Raw genomic sequence first — 19,277 nt, 5'->3', positions numbered from 1 at the left:
GGTCATCCCTGGAGACGATCAAGCACATGGTCGCCGCCGGCATGGGCGTGACGGTCGTGCCCCGCCTGTCGGTGCCCGTCGAGCCTCACCCGCACCTGGCCTACATCCCGTTCGAGGAACCTGCGCCCACCCGGCGGGTGGTGCTGGTGTGGCGGCGCAGCTTCACGCGCTACGAGGCCATCGCAGCCCTGCGCAACGCCATTTACGCCTGCCCGCTGGACGGGGTGTCGCTGCTGTCGTCCTGATGGCCTGCGTTCTCGCGCTCCTGGCCGGGCGCATCGAAGCAATCGACCACCGTGAAGTACAGCGACGCGTAGAAGGCCGATGCGACCCACATCCCGGCCGTGATGGCCAGCACATTGGCCACCGCGGGCAGGGGAATCAACAGGACAACCAACCGGTCGAGCAGGCCCACGCCCAGGATCACCGCGGCCCAGGCCACGCCGTACACCGCGAAAGCCCCGAGGTTGCGCCAGCTGGCCACAGCGCTGAAGAACAGTGCCTTGCCCAGTGGCAGTCGCGCCCACAGTGTCAGGGCCGGCGTGTGCCAGAACGCAAGCGATACCGGCAGCGTCAAGCCCATGCGCCACAGCATGTCCTGTTGCACCAGCGGGTTGTCGATGATGTCGCCCACGTTCTCGGCGCGTTCGAAGGCTTCCGCCAGAACCTCGGCGCCGGGGCCGAAGATCCCAGCCAGCTGCATCACCACGAGGGTGGCCGCCACATAGGCGCCACCCAGCCGCATGAAGGCCTTGCGCAGCTCGGGTTGGCCGCGCACCGGCTCGATCAGCACCACCGGCTGGATCTTCTCGCCGGCCAGGGCGTGGCGCGTGGCCAGCATGAAGCCCATCCACACCAGCGGCATCGCAGCCACAACCACCAGGGGGCCCAGCACAGGCAGGCTCATCAGCAGCAGGGCGGCCGTTGCGACCAGGCCCATCAGACCCAGCAGGTTCAAGGGCTGCTGCCGGGCAATCTGCAGACCCTGGCGGACCCACACCAGGCCCTGGCCCGGTTTGACGATGCGCAGTTTCATGCCTGCGATGCCTCCCCGTTGCGGTGCCAGGTCCACGGCTGATCGCGCCGCAGTGTCAGCACCCGTTCGAAGTGTGTGGGATCGTGGGGTTTGAGCATGGCCGCGTCACGGGGCAGGTGGAAGTCCCACAGACGCGACGTCCAGAAGCGCAGGGCGGCGCCGCGCAGCAGCGCCGGCAGCAGGGCCACCTCGTCGTCGGTCAGTCGGCGCACGCGGTCGTAGGCCGACACGAAGGCTTGCGCGCGGGCCACATCCAGGGCTCCGGTGGCCAGGTCGATGCACCAGTCGTTCAGGCACACGGCGATGTCGAAGCCGAAGGTGTCGACGCCGGCAAAGTAGAAATCGAAGAAGCCGGACAGTTCGGCGCCGTCGAACATCACGTTGTCACGGAACAGGTCGGCATGGATGGGGCCGCGAGGCAGGGCGGCGTAGGCCGGCGTGGCGGCCAGTTGTTGCTGGAAGGCCAGCTCGGACTCGATCAGCGTGCCTTGTTCGGCCGTCAGATGCGGCCGCACCACGGGCACCGTTTCGGTCCACCACGACAGGCCACGCAGATTGGGCTGCTGCAGCGGGTAGTCGGCACCCGCCAGGTGCATGCGGGCCAGCATGGCGCCCACCTGAGCGCAGTCGGCGGCCTGCGGGCTGAGCTGGTTGCGTCCCTTGAGCCGGGTCACCACAGCGGCCGGCTTGCCCTTGAGGGTGTGCAGGATCTCGCCCTGGCTGTCGGATTGCGGCGCCGGAACCGGAATGCCATGGGCTGCCAGGTGGTGCATCAGCTTCAGGTAGAAGGGCAGTTGCGCGAAGCTCAGGCGTTCGAACAGGGTCAGCACGTAGTCGCCGCGGTCGGTGCTGACGAAGTAGTTGGTGTTCTCGATGCCCGAGGCGCAACCCTGCATGGACTGCAGCGTGCCCAGATTCAGCGTGGAGAGCAGGCCCGCCGCTTCTTGCGGGGACACTTCGGTGAAGACAGCCATGAGACAAGTGGACAGCGGTAGAACAGGGCCCTCGCACCCGCGTTCGCCGACCGGGGAACACTTCCCGACCAAATGGGGCGGAAGTGCTGAAAGTCTAGGCGTTTACCCGGAGGGCGCGGGGGAAGTCGAGCAGGGGATTGTAGGAGCCCCTATGGCAGACTCGATTCCACTGTGTTGACGCCCGTGTCGGCCGCGTGCGTCATCCGCCCACCTCACCCTTGCCATCTGTCGAAACCATGCGCCATCCTGCTGCTGCACGCCTGCTGACGAAGACCCTTCTGCTGCCCGTGACCCTGTCGCTGTTCGGCCTGTCGGCGACCGCCCAGGGGCTGACGCCGGCCTCGTCACCCATGGGGATTTATGGCGGCGGCGCCTTCGGCATTGGCGCCCACCAGTGGGACTGCGGCTCCGAGTGCGACCGCGCCGCCTTCAGCGGCAAGGTGTTCGGCGGCAAGCGACTGACCCCCGGGCTGGCGGCCGAGATCAATTACTTCGTGTTCGGCACCGTCGAAAGCAACAACGATCCCGCCCGGACGGCCTCCACCGGCCTGGCGACCGAGCGCCGCGACGTGCGTGCCGTGACCTTCGGCGTCAACTGGGAAGTGGAGCTGCTGCACGGCATCACCAACCACCTGCGCGTGGGTGTGGCCCGCAAGCGCACCGACCGCGAGCTCACCCTGGCCAGCGGCGCCCGCGCCGACGAGCGCAGCTACGGCACCGCCCCCTATGTGGGCGCCTCGCTGTCGTATCAGCCGGTGCGTGACGTGCGCCTGCTGGCCGGCTTCGACTACATCATCGACGGCCGCGGCAGCAATTACCTCTTCTCTGTCGGCGCGTCCGGCGAGTTCTGAGGCGCCTGGCGCGCTTCCAGACGCGACAATGCGGGGATGAACGCACCGACGGTCTCCCCCGATTCCTCCCAGCCCGACCCGCGGCCCACGATGCTGCTGGTCGACGGCTCCAGCTACCTCTACCGCGCCTTCCACGCCATGCCGGACCTCCGCGGTCCGGAGAACGTCCCGACCGGGGCCATCCACGGCATCGTCAACATGCTGCGCTGGCTGCGGGACCACATCCCGGCCGAGCACGCGGTGTGCGTGTTCGACGCCAAGGGCCCCACCTTCCGCGACGAGTGGTACCCCGAGTACAAGGCGCATCGCCCCTCGATGCCCGAGGACCTGCGTGCGCAGATCGAGCCCATCCACGAGGTGGTGAAGCTGCTGGGCTGGCCTGTGCTGGAAGTTCCCGGCATCGAGGCCGACGACGCCATCGGCACCCTGGCGCGCGTGGCGGTCGAATCCGGGCACCGGGTGGTGGTCTCCACCGGCGACAAGGACCTGGCCCAGCTGGTGAACCCGCACGTCTCGCTGATCAACACCATGGCCAAGCCGCCCGAGGTGCTGGACGAGCCGGGCGTGCTGGCCAAGTTCGGCGTGCCCCCGGATCGCATCATCGACTACCTCACGCTGATCGGCGATGCCGTCGACAACGTGCCGGGCGTCGAGAAAGTGGGGCCCAAGACCGCCGTGAAGTGGCTGACCGAACACGGCACGCTGGACGACGTGATGGCCGCCGCCGGCAGCATCAAGGGCGTGGCAGGCGAGAACCTGCGCAAGGCGCTGGACTGGCTGCCCCAAGGTCGCCGCCTCATCACCGTCAAGCTTGACTGCGACCTGGCCGGGCATGTGCCGGACTGGCCCGGCCTGGACGCGCTCGCCTTCCGCAACCCCGATCTGGCGGGCCTGCTGGCCTTCTACACGCACTACGGTTTTCGCACCGCGCGCGCTGAGGTCGAGCGGCAACTGCAAGGCGAGGGCCGGGCGGCGACCCGCGGCAAGACACCCGCGCCGTCCGCCACCGCCGACCTGTTCGGCGAGCCCACCGAGGCCCTGGCCGATGCAAGCCGCAGCGAGGCAGAAGGGCCCGACGCATCCGACGTGCCGCAGGTCACCCGGTACGACACCGTGCTGGACTGGGCTGCCTTCGACACCTGGCTGGCCCGCCTGAACGCGGCCGAACTCGTCGCCTTCGACACCGAGACCGATTCACTGGACCCGATGCAGGCCCGCATCGTCGGCCTGAGCTTCTCGGACAAGGTGGGCGAGGCCTGCTACATCCCGCTGCGTCACGAAGGCCCCGACGCCCCCGCCCAGTTGCCGCTGGACGAGGTGCTGGCCCGGCTGCGCCCCTGGCTGGAAGACGCTGGCAAGGCCAAGGTGGGCCAGAACATCAAGTACGACACCCATGTGCTGGCCAACCACGGCATCGCCATCCGCGGGTATGCGCACGACACCATGCTGGAAAGCTATGTGCTGGAAGCGCACCGCAAGCACAACCTGGCCGACCTGGCCCAGCGCTATGTTCAGCGCAGCGGCCTGAGCTATGAAGACGTGGCGGGCAAGGGCGCGCAGCAGATCCCGTTCGCCCAGGTGGCGGTCGACCGCGCGGCCCAGTATTCGTGCGAAGACAGCGACCTGACGCTGCACGTTCACCAGACGCTGTGGCCCCGCCTGCAGGCCGAGCCCCGTCTCCAGGACATCTACCAGCGCTTCGAGCTGGCCACCTCGCGCGTGCTGCAGCGCATCGAGCGCAATGGCGTGCTGATCGACGCCGCCTTGCTGCAGAAGCAGAGCCATGAACTGGCCGAGCGCATTGTGGCGCTGGAGCAGGCGGCCTACGAACTGGCTGGGCGGCCTTTCAACCTGGGCTCGCCCAAGCAACTGGGCGAAATCCTGTTCGTCAAGCAGGGCCTGCCCGTCATCAAGAAGACGGCCACCGGTGCCCCCTCTACCAACGAAGAGGTGCTGGAAAAGCTGGCCGAGGACTACCCGCTGCCGGCCCGCATTCTCGAATACCGTGGCCTGGCCAAGCTCAAGTCCACCTACACCGACAAACTGCCCCTGATGGTCAACCCGCAGACGGGGCGCGTGCACACCAACTACGCGCAGGCCGTGGCCGTCACCGGCCGGCTCTCCAGCAACGAGCCCAATCTGCAGAACATCCCGGTGCGCACGGCCGAAGGTCGCCGCATCCGCGAGGCCTTTGTCGCCCCGCCGGGCCATGTCATCGTCAGTGCCGACTACTCCCAGATCGAGCTGCGCATCATGGCCCACATCTCTCAGGACGAGAACCTGCTGAAGGCCTTTGCCGAAGGCATGGACGTGCACCGCGCCACCGCGGCCGAGATCTTCGGCGTCACGCCCGATGCGGTCACCAGCGAGCAGCGCCGCTACGCCAAGGTCATCAACTTCGGCCTGATCTACGGCATGAGTGCCTTCGGCCTGGCTTCCAACCTGGGGATCGAGCGCAGCGCGGCCACGGCCTACATCGAGCGCTACTTCCTGCGCTATCCGGGCGTCAAACGTTACATGGACGACACCCGCCTGCAGGCCAAGGACCAGGGCTATGTCGAGACCGTGTTCGGCCGCCGCCTGTGGCTGCCCGAGATCAACAGCGGCAACGGCCCCCTGCGTGCCGCGGCCGAGCGCGCCGCCATCAACGCGCCGATGCAGGGCACGGCCGCCGACCTCATCAAGCTGGCCATGGTCGCCATCCAGGACCGGCTGGACGCCGAAGGCAAGGCCACGCTGATGATCATGCAGGTGCATGATGAACTGGTCTTCCAGGTGCCCGAGGACGAGCTGGAATGGGTGCGTCGCGAGGTGCCCGCCATGATGGCGGCGGTGGCCGAGTTGCGTGTGCCGCTGCTGGCCGAGGTCGGGTCAGGCCCGAACTGGGAGGCCGCCCACTGACCGCATGAGTCAGCTCGGCCAGCCTGGCTCAGTGCATGAGCGTGCCGGCTGGACGCAGGTTTTTCCGCATGTCACGGAACTGTCATCAAGATGAAAGGATCTCGCCTCTAAGATGAAGCGGGCGCGTTGTGTTCGCGCTTGCAGTCAAGAGAATCAAAAGGTCCACACAGGTGTCAGGCAGCCCGCGTTTGAAGTTGTTGAGCCGCGAACAGGCGATTCTGGAATTCAACCGTCGCGTGCTGGCGCAAGCCGAGCGCGACGACGTCCCTCTGCTCGAGCGCCTGCGTTACGTCTGCATCGTGTCGGCCAACCTCGACGAGTTCTTCGAGGTGCGCTATGCGGACGTGCTGGAAGCCTCACGCACCGTCGGCACTGGCATCGACCGGGCTTATCTGGAAGATGTCGCCCAAGCGTCGCATCAGCTGGTGGAAGAGCAGTACCACCTGTTCAACCATGTGCTGGGCCCGTTGCTGCGCCAGGCCGACATCCACATCCTCAACCACGCCGATCGCAATGCGCCCCAGCGTGAGTGGGTGGCCGATTTCTTCCGGCGTCAGGTGCGCCCGCTGCTGGTGCCCATCGGGCTGGATCCGGCGCATCCTTTCCCCCAGGTCGCGAACAAGTCGCTGAATTTCATCGTCCGCCTGGGCGGGCGCGATGCCTTCGGCCGCGACAACGACATCGCCATCGTGCGCATTCCGCGCGTGCTGCCGCGTGTCATCCGTCTGCCCGATGCCGTTTCGGGCGGGCAGCAGTGCTTCGTGCTGCTGTCCAGCGTCATCCGCGCCCACCTTGAGGAGCTGTTCCCGGGGCGCGAGATCGAGGCGTTCTCTCAGTTCCGGGTCACCCGTGATTCGGACATTGACGTCGACGAGGACGACACCACCGACCTGCGTCAGGCGCTGCGCTCGAAGATGAGCACCCGTCAGTTCGGACAGGCGGTGCGCCTGGAAGTGGTGCGCAGCTGTCCGGCCGACCTGTGCGATTTCCTGCTGGAGCAATTCGGGCTCACGCCGCAGGCCCTGTTCAAGGTCAACGGCCCGGTGAACCTGGTGCGCCTGACGCAGCTGATCGATCAGGTGGATGGCGACGCCTTGCGCTTCTTCCCGCACGAGCCCGGCTGGCCGGTCGGGCTGCCGCGCGAGGAGGGGGTGTTCCAGCACCTTCGCCATCACGATGTGATGCTGCATCACCCCTTCGAGTCCTTCGACGCCGTGGTGGACTTCCTGCGGCAGGCGGTGCACGATCCGGACGTGCTCGCCATCAAGCAGACCATCTACCGCACCGGCAGCGAGTCGGTGCTGATGGAGTTGCTGCTCGAGGCCCTGCGCCGCGGCAAGGAGGTGCTGGCGGTCGTCGAGCTCAAGGCCCGCTTTGACGAAGAGGCCAACATCAACTGGGCAGAGCGGCTCGAGGCCCTGGGCGCGCAGGTGGTGTACGGCATCGTCGGCCTCAAGACCCACGGCAAGATGATGCTGGTCACGCGGCGCGAGGGGGCCCGCCTGCGCCGCTATGCCCACCTGTCGACCGGCAACTACAACCCCAAGACGGCCCGGCTGTACACCGACGTCGGCTACCTGACCAGCAACCCCGAGTTGACGGCCGACGTGGACATGGTGTTCCAGCAGCTGGCCAGCCTGACTCAGCTCAAGCCGCCGCGCCACCTGCTGCTGGCCCCGTTCGCCATGCAGAGCCAGTTCCTGCGCCTCATCGAGCGGGTGGCCGAGGCCGCACAGGCCGGCAAGCCGGCCCGCATCGTCGTCAAGTGCAATTCGCTCACCGACGAGCCCCTGGTGCGTGCCCTGGTCGAAGCCGGTCAGGCGGGCGCCGAAATCGACCTCATCGTGCGCGGCGCCTGCATCCTGCCGCCGGGGCTGGCGGGCGTGACCGACCGCATCCGCGTGCGCTCGGTCGTGGGGCGCCTGCTGGAGCACACGCGGGTCCTCTACTTCCGCTGGGGGCCGTCGGATTTCGACGAAGCCCTGTACCTGTCGAGCGCCGACTGGATGAACCGCAACATGACCCGGCGCATCGAGGTGGCCTGGCCCGTGCGTGACCCGGTGCTGCGCCAGCGGGCCATCGACGAGTGCCTGGTACCCTATTTGCACGATGCGCGGGATGCCTGGGTCCAGCACAGTGATGGCCGTTACAGCCGCGCCGGTACGGATGGGCCCAGCGCCCAACTGGCGTTGATGGCCCTGCATCAGGCCGCCGTCTGATCCGATCAAGGAGCCGACATGGACCTCATCCTCTGGCGCCACGCCCAGGCCGTGACCCTGCCCGAGCCCGTCGAGGGCGAGCCCCCTCATGTCCACGCCGCCGACCTGGCACGGCCGCTGACGCTCAAGGGCGAACGGCAGGCCGAGCGCATGGCCGCCTGGCTGAACCAGCGCCTGAGCGCCGGGGCGAAGGTGCTGGTGAGTCCGGCCGTTCGCACCCGCCAGACCGCGCAGGCCCTGGGCCGGGAGGTGCGTACCGTGCCCTCGATCGACCCCCAGGCCTCGGTCGACGACCTGCTCAAGGCCGCGCGCTGGCCGCGTTCCCGCGAGCCGGTGCTGCTGGTGGGCCATCAGCCCACGTTGGGCCTGCTGGCCGCCCGCCTGCTCACAGGGCAGGACCAGCCCTGGTCCATCCGCAAGGGCGCCGTCTGGTGGCTGCGCGGCCGTGAGCGCGAGGGCGAGTTTCAGGTGACGCTGCTTGCCGTCCAGGGGCCGGATCTGCTCTGAGCGGTGGGTGCGGCCCTGGATCGAGGGCATCGCTTCACCCGACTTTGCGCGGATCGCACCGGCGCCGGCCGCAGGGGCGGGGATAATCGGGGGATGAGCACGACGACCGAGCCTGTGCCGCCGAGCATCGACCCCGCCATCCCGCCCTGCCACCACCGGCTGGGCCTGCGTGTCTACTGGGAAGACACCGACGCGGGCGGCATCGTCTTCTATGGCAATTACCTGAAGTTCATGGAGCGGGCCCGCACCGAGTGGCTGCGCACGCTGGGCTTCAGCCAGGAAGGCATGCGGCGCAGCGGCGAGGGCATGTTCGTCGTCAGCGACACGCAACTGCGCTACCTGCAGCCGGCCCGACTGGACGACGCATTGACCGTCACCGTGACCGTTCACGAGGTGGGGCGTGCGTCCGTGCTGTTCGAGCAGGCGGTGTGGCGCGACGCGACCCTGCTCTGCCAGGGGCGCATCCGGATCGGCTGGGTGCAGCCCGTGGCCGGTGCTCAAGCCGGGGAGGGCGCCTTCCGCCCTGCCCGCATCCCGGCCCGGATCCTGGCCGTGTTGCCCGCGGCCATGCCGCCGGCTGCCGCATCGCCCGAGCCCGCCGTGCCGGCTCGTCGTCATCCCGTCTGATTCGTGCCCCTTCCAAGAAAGCCCGAGAGCCCATGAACCAAGACCTGTCCATCATCACCCTGATCCTGCACGCCAGCATCGTGGTGCAGATCGTGATGGCCATCCTGCTGGCGGTGTCGCTGGCCAGCTGGAGCATCATCTTCGGCAAGCTGATCGGCCTCAAGCGCATCCGCCAGGACAACGAGAGCTTCGACCGCGAGTTCTGGGCGGGCCGCACCCTGCAGGAACTCTTTCAGGACGCCACCCGGGGCGACGGCCCGCCTTCCCCCCAGGAGCGCATCTTCGCGTCCGGCATGCGCGAGTTCATGAAACTGCGCGAGCGCCGCGTGGCCGATGTGCCGACCCTGCTGGATGGCGCCCGCCGTGCCATGCGCGCCAGCTTCCAGCGCGAGATGGACCTGATCGAGTCGCGCCTGGACTTCCTGGGCTCGGTGGGCTCGGTGTCGCCCTACATCGGCCTGTTCGGCACCGTCTGGGGGATCATGCACGCGTTCACCGGCCTGTCCAACCTGCAGCAGGTGACGCTGGCCACGGTGGCCCCCGGCATTGCCGAGGCGCTGGTGGCCACGGCCATTGGCCTGTTTGCCGCCATTCCTGCGGTGCTGGCCTACAACCGCTTCGCGCGCGACATCGACCGCATCGCGATCCAGATGGAGTCCTTCATCGAAGAGTTCTCCAACATCCTGGCGCGCAACGCCACGCCGCTGGCGACCGAAGCCGCCCGGGCAGCCACCCAGCCGGGGCGCTGAACCGTGGCCGAGCTCAACGCCCGGGGCGGGGGACGCCGCCGCCGCACGCGCAACGAGATCAACATGGTCCCGTTCATCGACGTGATGCTGGTGCTGCTCATCATCTTCATGGTGAGTGCGCCCCTGCTGCCGACCGGCGTGGTCGATCTGCCCAGCGTGGGCAGCGCCAAGAAGGCGCCGGACCGCGTGATCGAGGTCGTGCTGGAGGAAGAAGACCGCGTGAAGCTGCGCGTGGACAACAAGGACCTGGACACGCTCGCAGTCAGCGAGCTGTCCGAGCGGGTCAAGGCCTTGCAGGTCGACAACCCCAATGGCCCGGATGGCGTGCCGGTCATCATCAGTGCGCGCAAGGACGTGCGCTATGAAGCCGTCATCAAGGTGATGGACCGCCTGAAGAAGGCGGGCGTGGCGCGCGTGGGCCTGTCGGTGCGCACCACGGGAGGCTGAGCGCGTGGGACCGGTTCTCTCGCCTGGCGCCACGGCGCTGCCGGACGGCGGCCTGAGCCGCTTCGAGCCCCGCACGGCCGATGGCTGGGGGCCGGGAATGATGCTGGCCTTCGGGGTCCACCTGATGCTGGTGGCCGCGCTGGCGCTCGGGGTGAGCTGGAAGATCGAGACGCCGGAGGTGGTCGAGGCCGAGGTCTGGGACAGGGTGCCGCAGGTCGCGGCGCCGGCCCCCCCGCCAGCCCCGGAGCCCGAGCCCGTGCGGCCGGCGCCGCCTCCGCCGCTCGCCCCCCGGGTGGCGCCGCCGGAGCCCGAACCGGTGCCCGAGAAGCCACCCGAGATCGTGACCCGGCAGAAGAAGGAGCCGCCTCCCAAGGAGCCCAAGCGCCGGGAGCCGAAGGAGGTGTTCGAGGACGTGAAGCCCCCGAAGGTGAAGAAGCCCGAGCCGAAGCCTGAACCCAAACCGGAACCCAAGCCGAAGGTGGAGGCGCGCCCCGAGCCCAAGGTGGACCCGAAGGCCGAGGCCCGTGCCAAGGCTGCGGCGGCAGCCGAAGCCAAGGCCCGTGCCGAGGCCGACGCCAAGGCGGAAGCCCGGGCCGCCGCCGACCGCGAGGCCCAGCGCAAGGCGCACCTGGCGCGCATGATGGGCGAGCTGGGCGGCAGTTCGCTGGGCACCTCGGCCCGCAATGCCGGGCCCAGCGCCTCGTATGCCGGGCGCATCAAGGCGCGCATCAAGCCCAACATCGTCTTCACCGACAACGTCAGCAGCAACCCTTCGGCCCTGGTCGAGGTGCGCTGCGCGCCGGACGGCCGGATCATTTCCCGCAAGCTCATCGAGTCTTCCGGGCTGCCTGCCTGGGATGAGGCCGTGCTGCGGGCGGTCGACCGCACAGAGGTCCTGCCGCTGGACGAGAACGGTCGGGTACCCAACCCGTTGCAGATCGAGTTCAGACCCCGGGATTTCTGAATACACCCGACGCCGGGCAGGCCGTTTGCCATGATGGGTGTCGCATGGCGGCAAAAGGCGTGCAATATCACCTTTAATGGCCTTTTCTTGCCGGCATTCGTTTCATAGCATGGCAATCATCCGGAGGTGGCCGTTCCTGAGCCGCCGGAGACGAGGAGAAGCATGTCCGACAAGCCCCTGCCCCCCCTGAACTGGCCTGCCGACGCCGGGGCGGAGCCTGGGCCGGTGCTGCGCCTGGTGGACGAGCCGGAAGAGCCCGCGCCGTTCTCGCCGGAGGAGGACGTGCATGCCTTCCGGTGGCCCACGCCGCCGTTTGCCAGTTACCCCAAGGCGCGCACCCAGCTCGACCACGAGCCCTGTGAAATCATCGGCCTCAACGGCCGGGTGATGCAGGGGCGCTTGATCTTCTTCGTGCCGCAGGAGCAGGTGGCCCATGTCCAGGTGCCCCCGTCGCGCACCACGATGACGCTGCGCTTCAACCAGTTCCGGGCGCTGCAGCTCACGCGCGCGCTGGAGCCGGACTCCGACCTGTCCCTGCATCCCTCCCATGCCGAGGTGATCGATGTCCGGCCCAGCATCGAGTACCGGCTGCACTGGCGCAACGGCGACGTGACCGAAGGCCGCACGATTGGCCACGCGGAAACCGAGTTCGGCATCTTCCTGTTTCCGCCTCAGGACGATCAGGGGCGGGTGGCGCGGCTGTTCGTTCCACTGGAGGCGCTGACGCGGGTCGAGTTCGGGCCGCGCATCGGCGAGGCGCTGGTGGCATCGCACGCGCTGACGCCCGAACAGGTTTCGCAGGCGGTCGAAGTGCAGGCCAGCATGCGCAGTCAGAAGCTGGGCGACATCCTGCTGACCCAGCAGGTCGTCACGCCCGAGCAACTGCTCGAGGCGATCGATCGGCAGAGCCGCATGCCCATGGTGCGCATCGGCGAGGCCCTGATTGCCATGAATCTGATCACCGAGGCGCAGCTCGAAGAGGCTTTGGAGCAGCAGAAACGCGATCGGTCCGTGCCCTTGGGCGAGTTGCTGGTGCGGCTCAACATGGTGTCGCGTCAGGACCTCGTCACCGCGCTGGCACGCAAGATGGGCTATCCGCTGGTCGACCTGGACAAGTTCCCGGCCGAGATCGAAGCCATCACGAAGGTGCCTTTCAATGTGGCGTCGCGGCTGCTTGTGGCACCGCTGCTGCTGCGCGAAGGCACGTTGATCGTCGCGGTCGAAGACCCGAGCAAGCGCCTGACCCTGTCCGAGCTCGAGTTCATCACCCAGTGCAAGATCGTGCCGGTGCTGGCGCAGGCCAGCCAGCTCGAGTGGGCCATCAAGGATTCGTATGCCCGCCTGGGGGCCGACGTTTCGGTCATGCAGATCGGCCGGCTCAGCACCGAGCCGGCGCCGCTCGACCTGGTCGACTTGGACTCCGGCAAGCTGGTCGAGAACCTTGAGCGCGAGGAGCTGGAACGGCACAACTTCGAAGACGACAAGCCGATCGAGCAGAGTGACAACTCGCTGGTGCGGCTGATCAACACCATGGTCATCGAGGCCTACAACCAGGGCGTCTCCGACATCCACATCGAGAGCTACCCCGGCCGGGAGAAGATCAAGATCCGCTTCCGCCGCGATGGCGTGCTGGTGCCGTATCTGGAGTTGCCGCATACCTACCGCAACGCGATCGTGGCGCGCATCAAGATCATGTGCGACCTCGACATCTCGGAGAAGCGCAAACCGCAGGACGGCAAAATCAATTTCCAGAAGTTCGTTCCGCAGTACCGGATCGAACTGCGGGTGGCCTCCATCCCCACCAACAACGGGCTGGAAGACATCGTGATGCGGATCCTTTCGTCGGCCAAACCGCTGCCGCTGGACAAGATCGGACTCAGTCCCTGGAACCTCGAGAAGCTCAAGGAGGCCATGGAGCGCCCCTACGGGATGATTCTGTGTGTGGGCCCGACGGGCTCCGGCAAGACCACGACGCTGCACTCGGCGCTGAGTTTCATCAACGTGCCGGAACGCAAGATCTGGACGGCCGAGGATCCGGTGGAAATCACCCAGCCGGGTCTGCGGCAGGTTCAGGTCAACCCCAAGATCGACTGGACGTTCGCCAAGGCCTTGCGCGCTTTCCTGCGAGCCGACCCTGACGTCATCATGGTGGGCGAAATGCGGGACACGGAAACGGCGTCCATGGGCATCGAGGCCTCGCTGACGGGTCACCTGGTGCTCTCGACCCTGCACACCAACAGCGCCCCGGAAACGGTGACCCGCCTGCTGGACATGGGCATGGATCCATTCAACTTTGCGGATTCGCTGCTGGTGGTGGTGGCGCAGCGGCTGGTGCGCCGCCTGTGCAATGAGTGCAAGGTGCCCGAGCCCGCTCCCCACGACTGGCTGGAGGAGATCCTTGCCGATTACCGGCACGTCGTCCCGGACGGGGTCGAGGCCTTGTCCGTCGACCGCGTTCTGTTCGACTGGCGTACCCGTTTCGGCAAGGATGGCACCCTGATGCGTTACAGCTGCAAGGGGTGTCCTACGTGCAACCACACGGGCTACAAGGGGCGCGCCGGTGTCCACGAACTGATGGTGGTGACGCGCGAACTGCGCCGGATGATCCAGACCGGCGCCCGGGCAGAAGAATTGCAACACCAGGCCATGCGCGATGGCATGCGCATCCTGCGTCAGGACGGCATTGAAAAAGTCCTGGCCGGAATCACCAGCATGGAAGAGGTTCGCGCTACGAGCAACACCTGATGTGCGCGGTCGACACCACAAAACGGGTCTTGTTGTTGACGGGCCGCACGCAGGTCTGGAAAAAGGTGCAAGATAGGCATCAACGAAGCCGTCAGGCTGAGCAGTGAAAACCGGTCTTCTCCGGTGATCGCAGTCCGGCGGTTTCCTCGATCTTTGGTGTGAAGGCGATGCTTGTGTGGTCGCGCCGGGTTCACCAGACGGGTAAGCCGGCAGACCACGAACGCATCGATGGCGTCAGTCGATGATTCGGAGGTCTGTATGGACGTGATCAGCAACTTCGCCGCGCGATACGAGCGCACACGCGAAGAGGAGTACACCCTCGAGGAGTACCTCGAGATCTGCAAGCGTGACAAAACGGCCTACGCCACCGCCGCCGAGCGCATGCTCCAGGCCATCGGCGAGCCGCAGATGATCGACACGCGCAATGATCCGCGCTTGTCCCGCATCTTCACGAACAAGGTCATCAAGATCTACCCGGCCTTCGAAGAGTTCTACGGCATGGAGGACGCGATCGAGCAGGTCGTCTCCTATTTCCGCCACGCCGCGCAGGGCCTCGAGGAAAAGAAGCAGATCCTGTACTTGCTGGGCCCGGTGGGCGGCGGCAAGTCGTCGATCGCCGAGCGCCTGAAGCTGCTGGCCGAGAAGGTGCCGTTCTACGCGATCAAGGGGTCGCCTGTGAACGAGTCGCCGCTGGGCCTGTTCGACCCGACGGAAGACGGCCCCATTCTGGAAAAGGAATACGGCATCCCGCGCCGTTACCTGCAGCGCATCCTGAGCCCGTGGGCTGTCAAGCGCCTGGAAGAGTTCGGCGGCGACATCCGCAAGTTCAAGGTGGTCAAGCGCTACCCCAGCATCCTCAAGCAGGTGGGCATCGCCAAGACCGAGCCGGGTGACGAGAACAACCAGGACATCAGCTCGCTGGTGGGCAAGGTCGACATCCGCAAGCTCGAAACCTATGCGCAGGACGACCCGGACGCCTACAGCTACTCGGGTGGCCTGTGCCTGGCCAACCAGGGCCTGCTCGAATTCGTCGAGATGTTCAAGGCGCCGATCAAGGTGCTGCACCCGCTGCTGACCGCCACCCAGGAAGGCAACTTCAAGGGCACGGAAGGCTTCGGTGCCATCCCCTTCGACGGCGTGGTGCTGGCGCACAGCAACGAGAGCGAGTGGAAGGCCTTCCGCAACAACAAGAACAACGAGGCCTTCCTCGACCGGATCTACATCGTCAAGGTGCCGTACTGCCTGCGCGTGAGCGAGGAAATCAAGATCTACGAGAAGCTGGTGCGCGGCTCGTCGCTGGCCGCGGCACCGTGCGCGCCCGGCACGCTGAAGATGATGAGCCAGTTCGCCATCCTCACGCGCTTGAAGGAGCCCGAGAACTCCAGCATCTTCAGCAAGATGCAGGTCTACGACGGCGAGAACCTCAAGGACACCGACCCCAAGGCGAAGTCCATCCAAGAGTACCGCGACTATGCGGGCGTGGACGAGGGCATGAGCGGCATCTCGACGCGCTTTGCGTTCAAGATCATCTCGAAGGTGTTCAACTTCGACCCGGCCGAGGTCGCCGCCAACCCGGTGCACCTCATGTACGTGCTCGAACAGCAGATCGAGCGCGAGCAGTTCCCGGCGGAACTGGAGCAGAAGTACATCGCCTACATCAAGGAGATGCTGGCACCGCGCTACGCCGAGTTCATCGGCAAGGAGATCCAGACGGCCTACCTGGAAAGTTACTCCGAGTATGGCCAGAACATCTTCGACCGTTACGTCACCTACGCCGACTACTGGATCCAGGACCAGGAGTACCGCGACACCGACACGGGCGAGATCTTCGACCGGGCTTCGCTGAACGCCGAGCTGGAGAAGATCGAGAAGCCGGCCGGCATCGCGAACCCGAAGGACTTCCGCAACGAGATCGTCAACTTCGTGCTGCGCGCGCGCGCCAACAATGGCGGCAAGAACCCGGTGTGGACGAGCTACGAGAAGCTGCGCACCGTGATCGAGAAGAAGATGTTCAGCAACACCGAAGAGTTGTTGCCGGTCATCAGCTTCAACGCCAAGGCCAGCGCCGACGAGGTCAAGAAGCACGAGGACTTCGTCAACCGCATGGTCCAGAAGGGCTACACGGCCAAGCAGGTTCGCCTGCTGTGCGAGTGGTACCTGCGCGTTCGGAAGTCCTCCTGATCGGAGCAGAGCATGTTGTTCACCGCACAGGTGTCAGCGAGTCGGGTGCCGGGTCCCACGTGGCCCTGGGCCCCTGACGAGATCCCGGATGGGGGTCGGCAGCAGAGCGCCTAAGGCGAAGGGTCTTCATGACACGGCAACACATCATCGACAGGCGGCTGGCGGGCAAGAACAAGTCCATCGGCAACCGTGAGCGCTTCCTGCGTCGCTACAAGACGCAGGTGCGCGAAGCCGTGCAGCGCGCCATCAACGGCCGCAGCATCCGTGACATCGAGAAGGGCGAAGACATCGCCATTCCGAAGCGCGATCTGTCCGAGCCGGTGTTCCGCCATGGCGACGGCGGCACGCGCGAGGTGGTGCACCCGGGCAACCGGGAATACATCAAGGGCGACCGCATCGAGAAGCCGCAGGGCGGCGGCGGGCAGGGCGGCGGTGGTGGACAGGCCAGCGACCAGGGGGAGGGCGAGGACGACTTCGTTTTCAGCCTGAGCAAGGAAGAGTTCATGCAGGTCTTCTTCGAAGACCTGGCCCTGCCGAACCTGGTGCGCACCGCGCTGGCCGAGGTGCCGGAGTGGAAGAGCCACCGTGCCGGCTTCAGCAGCGATGGCACGCCCAACAATCTGCACGTGGTGCGCTCGATGCGGGGCGCGCTGGGCCGGCGCATTGCGCTGGGCGCCAGCAGCCGGCGCGAGATCAAGGAACTCGAGGCGCGGCTGGACGCGCTGCGTGCCCTGGAGGACACGGACGATGCCGCGCTGGCCCGTGACCGCGCCGCCGAGACCGAAGCCATCGAAGCCCAACTGCAGCACCTGTATGGGCGCATGAAGGGCATCCCTTTCCTCGACCCGATCGACCTGCGCTTCCGCAGCCGCGTCAAGGTGCCGGTGCCGACCACCAAGGCCGTGATGTTCTGCGTGATGGACGTGTCCGGCTCGATGGACGAGCAGCGCAAGGAGCTGTCCAAGCGCTTCTTCATCCTGCTCTACCTGTTCCTGACGCGGCACTACGACAAGATCGAGCTGGTCTTCATCCGCCACCACACCCAGGCGCAGGAGGTGACGGAAGATGAGTTCTTCCACGCGACCGAAACCGGGGGCACCGTGGTGTCGAGTGCGCTGGTGCTGCTCGACGAAGTGATCCGCGCCCGCTATCCGACCAGCGAGTGGAACCTGTACGTGGCTCAGGCCTCCGACGGTGACAACTGGCACCACGATTCGAGTCGCTGCCGGGAAATCCTGGAGGACAAGATCCTGCCGCTGGTGCGTTACTTCGCTTATGTGCAGGTGGCCCAGACCGAGCAGAACCTCTGGGACGAATACCTGGCGCTCAGTGAACGACACAAGCACTTCGCGATGCGCAAGGTGCTGGATGCCTCGCAGATCTACCCGGTGTTCAGGGAGCTGTTCAAGAAGGAAGGGGTCGACGCATGACGATGACCTTGCAGCACGACAGCACGCTCACCAAGCCCTTGCCGGGGCCGTCGGACTGGTCGTTCGAGCTGATCGAGGACTACCACGACGTGATCCGCCGAACAGCCGAGCGCTACAAGCTGGACACCTACCCGAATCAGCTCGAGATCATCACGGCCGAGCAGATGATGGACGCCTATGCCAGCGTCGGCATGCCGGTGAACTACCGGCACTGGTCGTACGGCAAGGAGTTCATCTCGACCGAGAAGAACTACCGCCGCGGCCACATGGGGCTGGCCTACGAAATCGTCATCAATTCCAATCCCTGCATCAGCTACCTGATGGAGGAGAACACCATGGCCATGCAGGCCCTGGTGATCGCCCACGCGGCCTACGGCCACAACAGCTTCTTCAAGGGCAACTACCTGTTCCGGATGTGGACCGATGCCGGTTCCATCATCGACTACCTGGTCTATGCCAAGCAGTACGTGGCGCGTTGCGAGGAGCGCTACGGCGTGGACGCCGTCGAGGAGTTCCTGGATTCGTGCCATGCGCTGCAGAGCCACGGCGTGGACCGCTATCGCCGGCCGGGCAAGCTGTCGCTGGACAAGGAGCTGGCCCGTCGCGAGGAGCGCGAGGCCTACCTCCAGCAGCAGGTGAACGACCTGTGGCGCACGCTGCCGCGTCGGGCCGACCGGCCGGAGGAGGAAGTGGTCAAGCGCTTCCCGGCCGAGCCGCAGGAAAACCTGCTGTACTTCATCGAGAAGAACGCGCCGCTGCTGGAGCCCTGGCAGCGCGAGATCGTGCGCATCGTGCGCAAGGTGGCACAGTACTTCTACCCGCAGCGCCAGACCCAGGTGATGAACGAGGGCTGGGCCACCTTCTGGCACTACACGCTGCTCAACACCATGTATGACGACGGCTGGCTGACCGACGGCGTGATGCTGGAGTGGCTGAAGTCGCACACCAACGTGGTGTACCAGCCGCCGGTGGGGCACCGGGCCTACAGCGGGCTCAACCCCTATGCGCTGGGTTTCGCGATGTACAGCGACCTCAAGCGCATCTGCATCGACCCGACCGACGAAGACCGCCACTGGTTCCCCGACTTCGCCGGCTCGGCGCAGGGCACCGACCCGGACGAGCACGCCTGGTTCAAGACCCTGGATTACGCGATGCGGAATTTCAAGGACGAGAGCTTCATCGGCCAGTTCCTGTCGCCCAAGGTGATGCGCGATTTCCGCCTGTTCGCCATCCGCGACGACGAGCGAGAGAGCGAGTACGAGGTCAGTGCCATCCACGATGACACGGGTTACCGGGCGCTGCGCGAGACCCTGTCGCGCCAGTACGACCTGGGTGCACGCGAGCCGAACATCCAGGTCTGGAGCGTCAACCTGCGGGGTGACCGGTCGCTCACGCTGCGCCACACCCAGCACAACGACCGGCCGCTGGGCGACGGCACGCGCGAGGTGCTCAAGCACGTGGCGCGGCTGTGGGGTTTTCCGGTGCACCTGGAAAGCGTCAACCATGCCGGCGATGTGCGCCAGCAGTGGACGGTGGTGCCGGCCAACATGGACTGAGCGGCATACCGGCTGGCACAGCCGCCCCAGCCCGGCCGGATCGCCGGGCTTTTTCATGATCGAGGCCGGTTCGTGACAGGCGTCACACGC

The 19,277-nt window shown here is 66.4% G+C and carries 15 protein-coding genes; 13 read left to right on the top strand and 2 right to left on the bottom strand.

The window, feature by feature from the left end; genetic code table 11:
* Positions 1–245, top strand: a 245-nt coding sequence (locus QZ709_RS19670) for a LysR substrate-binding domain-containing protein (RefSeq protein ID WP_294639234.1), incomplete at its 5' end; no start/stop codon positions are given.
* Here the strand turns inward: QZ709_RS19670 and QZ709_RS19665 are convergent.
* Both QZ709_RS19665 and QZ709_RS19660 read right to left on the bottom strand, forming a co-directional pair.
* A complete protein-coding gene (locus QZ709_RS19665) occupies positions 203–1,036 on the bottom strand; it encodes a BPSS1780 family membrane protein (protein ID WP_294639233.1) in 834 nt (277 codons plus the stop codon). The two genes, QZ709_RS19670 and QZ709_RS19665, sit on opposite strands and share 43 nt — an antisense overlap.
* Positions 1,033–2,010, bottom strand: coding sequence for a homoserine kinase (locus QZ709_RS19660; protein ID WP_294639232.1), 978 nt, complete (start codon positions 2,008–2,010; stop codon positions 1,033–1,035). Before QZ709_RS19660 ends, QZ709_RS19665 begins: the two co-directional genes overlap by 4 nt.
* A gap of 236 nt (positions 2,011–2,246) precedes the next feature.
* Here QZ709_RS19660 and QZ709_RS19655 point away from each other — a divergent pair, with 236 nt between their 5' ends.
* From QZ709_RS19655 to QZ709_RS19600, 12 genes are all read left to right on the top strand, one after another.
* On the top strand, positions 2,247–2,861 hold the full coding sequence (locus QZ709_RS19655; protein WP_294639231.1) for a hypothetical protein: 615 nt from the start codon (positions 2,247–2,249) through the stop codon (positions 2,859–2,861).
* 36 nt (positions 2,862–2,897) lie between these two features.
* Positions 2,898–5,762 (top strand): DNA polymerase I, encoded by a 2,865-nt coding sequence (gene polA, locus QZ709_RS19650; protein WP_294639230.1) that lies wholly within the window; start codon positions 2,898–2,900, stop codon positions 5,760–5,762.
* Between the two features lie 152 nt (positions 5,763–5,914).
* Positions 5,915–7,981: a polyphosphate kinase 1 gene (gene ppk1 / locus QZ709_RS19645; protein WP_294639237.1), complete on the top strand. Its 2,067-nt coding sequence runs from the start codon at positions 5,915–5,917 to the stop codon at positions 7,979–7,981.
* 18 nt (positions 7,982–7,999) lie between these two features.
* A complete protein-coding gene (locus QZ709_RS19640; RefSeq protein ID WP_294639229.1) occupies positions 8,000–8,488 on the top strand; it encodes a histidine phosphatase family protein in 489 nt (162 codons plus the stop codon).
* Between the two features lie 93 nt (positions 8,489–8,581).
* Positions 8,582–9,115 carry a tol-pal system-associated acyl-CoA thioesterase gene (gene ybgC / locus QZ709_RS19635; protein WP_294639228.1) on the top strand — a complete coding sequence of 178 codons (534 nt, stop codon included), beginning with the start codon at positions 8,582–8,584 and terminating at the stop codon, positions 9,113–9,115.
* Positions 9,116–9,147: 32 nt separating this feature from the next.
* On the top strand, positions 9,148–9,864 hold the full coding sequence (gene tolQ / locus QZ709_RS19630; protein ID WP_294639227.1) for a protein TolQ: 717 nt from the start codon (positions 9,148–9,150) through the stop codon (positions 9,862–9,864).
* Positions 9,865–9,867: 3 nt separating this feature from the next.
* Positions 9,868–10,311: a biopolymer transporter ExbD gene (locus QZ709_RS19625; RefSeq protein WP_294639226.1), complete on the top strand. Its 444-nt coding sequence runs from the start codon at positions 9,868–9,870 to the stop codon at positions 10,309–10,311.
* Between the two features lie 4 nt (positions 10,312–10,315).
* Complete coding sequence (tolA, locus tag QZ709_RS19620; RefSeq protein ID WP_294639225.1) at positions 10,316–11,275, top strand: cell envelope integrity protein TolA; 960 nt, start codon at positions 10,316–10,318, stop codon at positions 11,273–11,275.
* Positions 11,276–11,437: 162 nt separating this feature from the next.
* The gene (locus QZ709_RS19615) at positions 11,438–14,020 is read left to right on the top strand and encodes an ATPase, T2SS/T4P/T4SS family (protein ID WP_294639224.1); all 2,583 of its coding nucleotides are present in this window, start codon (positions 11,438–11,440) and stop codon (positions 14,018–14,020) included.
* 258 nt (positions 14,021–14,278) lie between these two features.
* Complete coding sequence (locus tag QZ709_RS19610) at positions 14,279–16,201, top strand: PrkA family serine protein kinase (RefSeq protein ID WP_294639223.1); 1,923 nt, start codon at positions 14,279–14,281, stop codon at positions 16,199–16,201.
* A gap of 128 nt (positions 16,202–16,329) precedes the next feature.
* The gene (locus QZ709_RS19605) at positions 16,330–17,631 is read left to right on the top strand and encodes a YeaH/YhbH family protein (RefSeq protein ID WP_294639222.1); all 1,302 of its coding nucleotides are present in this window, start codon (positions 16,330–16,332) and stop codon (positions 17,629–17,631) included.
* Complete coding sequence (locus tag QZ709_RS19600) at positions 17,628–19,187, top strand: SpoVR family protein (protein WP_294639221.1); 1,560 nt, start codon at positions 17,628–17,630, stop codon at positions 19,185–19,187. The genes QZ709_RS19605 and QZ709_RS19600 overlap by 4 nt, the downstream gene beginning before the upstream one ends.
* Positions 19,188–19,277 lie beyond the last annotated feature (90 nt).

Origin of the sequence: uncultured Aquabacterium sp., from assembly GCF_913773725.1 — a bacterium.
Lineage (GTDB): Bacteria > Pseudomonadota > Gammaproteobacteria > Burkholderiales > Burkholderiaceae_C > Aquabacterium.
The sequence above is the reverse complement of the archived record's forward strand: the minus strand, read 5'-3'. Positions and strand labels throughout refer to the sequence as shown.

Coding starts and splice junctions, on each gene's coding strand:
- QZ709_RS19665 (WP_294639233.1), bottom strand. CDS start 1,036: ATGAAACTGCGCATCGTCAAACCGGGCCAGGGCCTGGTGTGGGTCCGC.
- QZ709_RS19660 (WP_294639232.1), bottom strand. CDS start 2,010: ATGGCTGTCTTCACCGAAGTGTCCCCGCAAGAAGCGGCGGGCCTGCTC.
- QZ709_RS19655 (WP_294639231.1), top strand. CDS start 2,247: ATGCGCCATCCTGCTGCTGCACGCCTGCTGACGAAGACCCTTCTGCTG.
- polA (WP_294639230.1), top strand. CDS start 2,898: ATGAACGCACCGACGGTCTCCCCCGATTCCTCCCAGCCCGACCCGCGG.
- QZ709_RS19640 (WP_294639229.1), top strand. CDS start 8,000: ATGGACCTCATCCTCTGGCGCCACGCCCAGGCCGTGACCCTGCCCGAG.
- ybgC (WP_294639228.1), top strand. CDS start 8,582: ATGAGCACGACGACCGAGCCTGTGCCGCCGAGCATCGACCCCGCCATC.
- tolQ (WP_294639227.1), top strand. CDS start 9,148: ATGAACCAAGACCTGTCCATCATCACCCTGATCCTGCACGCCAGCATC.
- QZ709_RS19615 (WP_294639224.1), top strand. CDS start 11,438: ATGTCCGACAAGCCCCTGCCCCCCCTGAACTGGCCTGCCGACGCCGGG.
- QZ709_RS19610 (WP_294639223.1), top strand. CDS start 14,279: ATGGACGTGATCAGCAACTTCGCCGCGCGATACGAGCGCACACGCGAA.
- QZ709_RS19605 (WP_294639222.1), top strand. CDS start 16,330: ATGACACGGCAACACATCATCGACAGGCGGCTGGCGGGCAAGAACAAG.
- QZ709_RS19600 (WP_294639221.1), top strand. CDS start 17,628: ATGACGATGACCTTGCAGCACGACAGCACGCTCACCAAGCCCTTGCCG.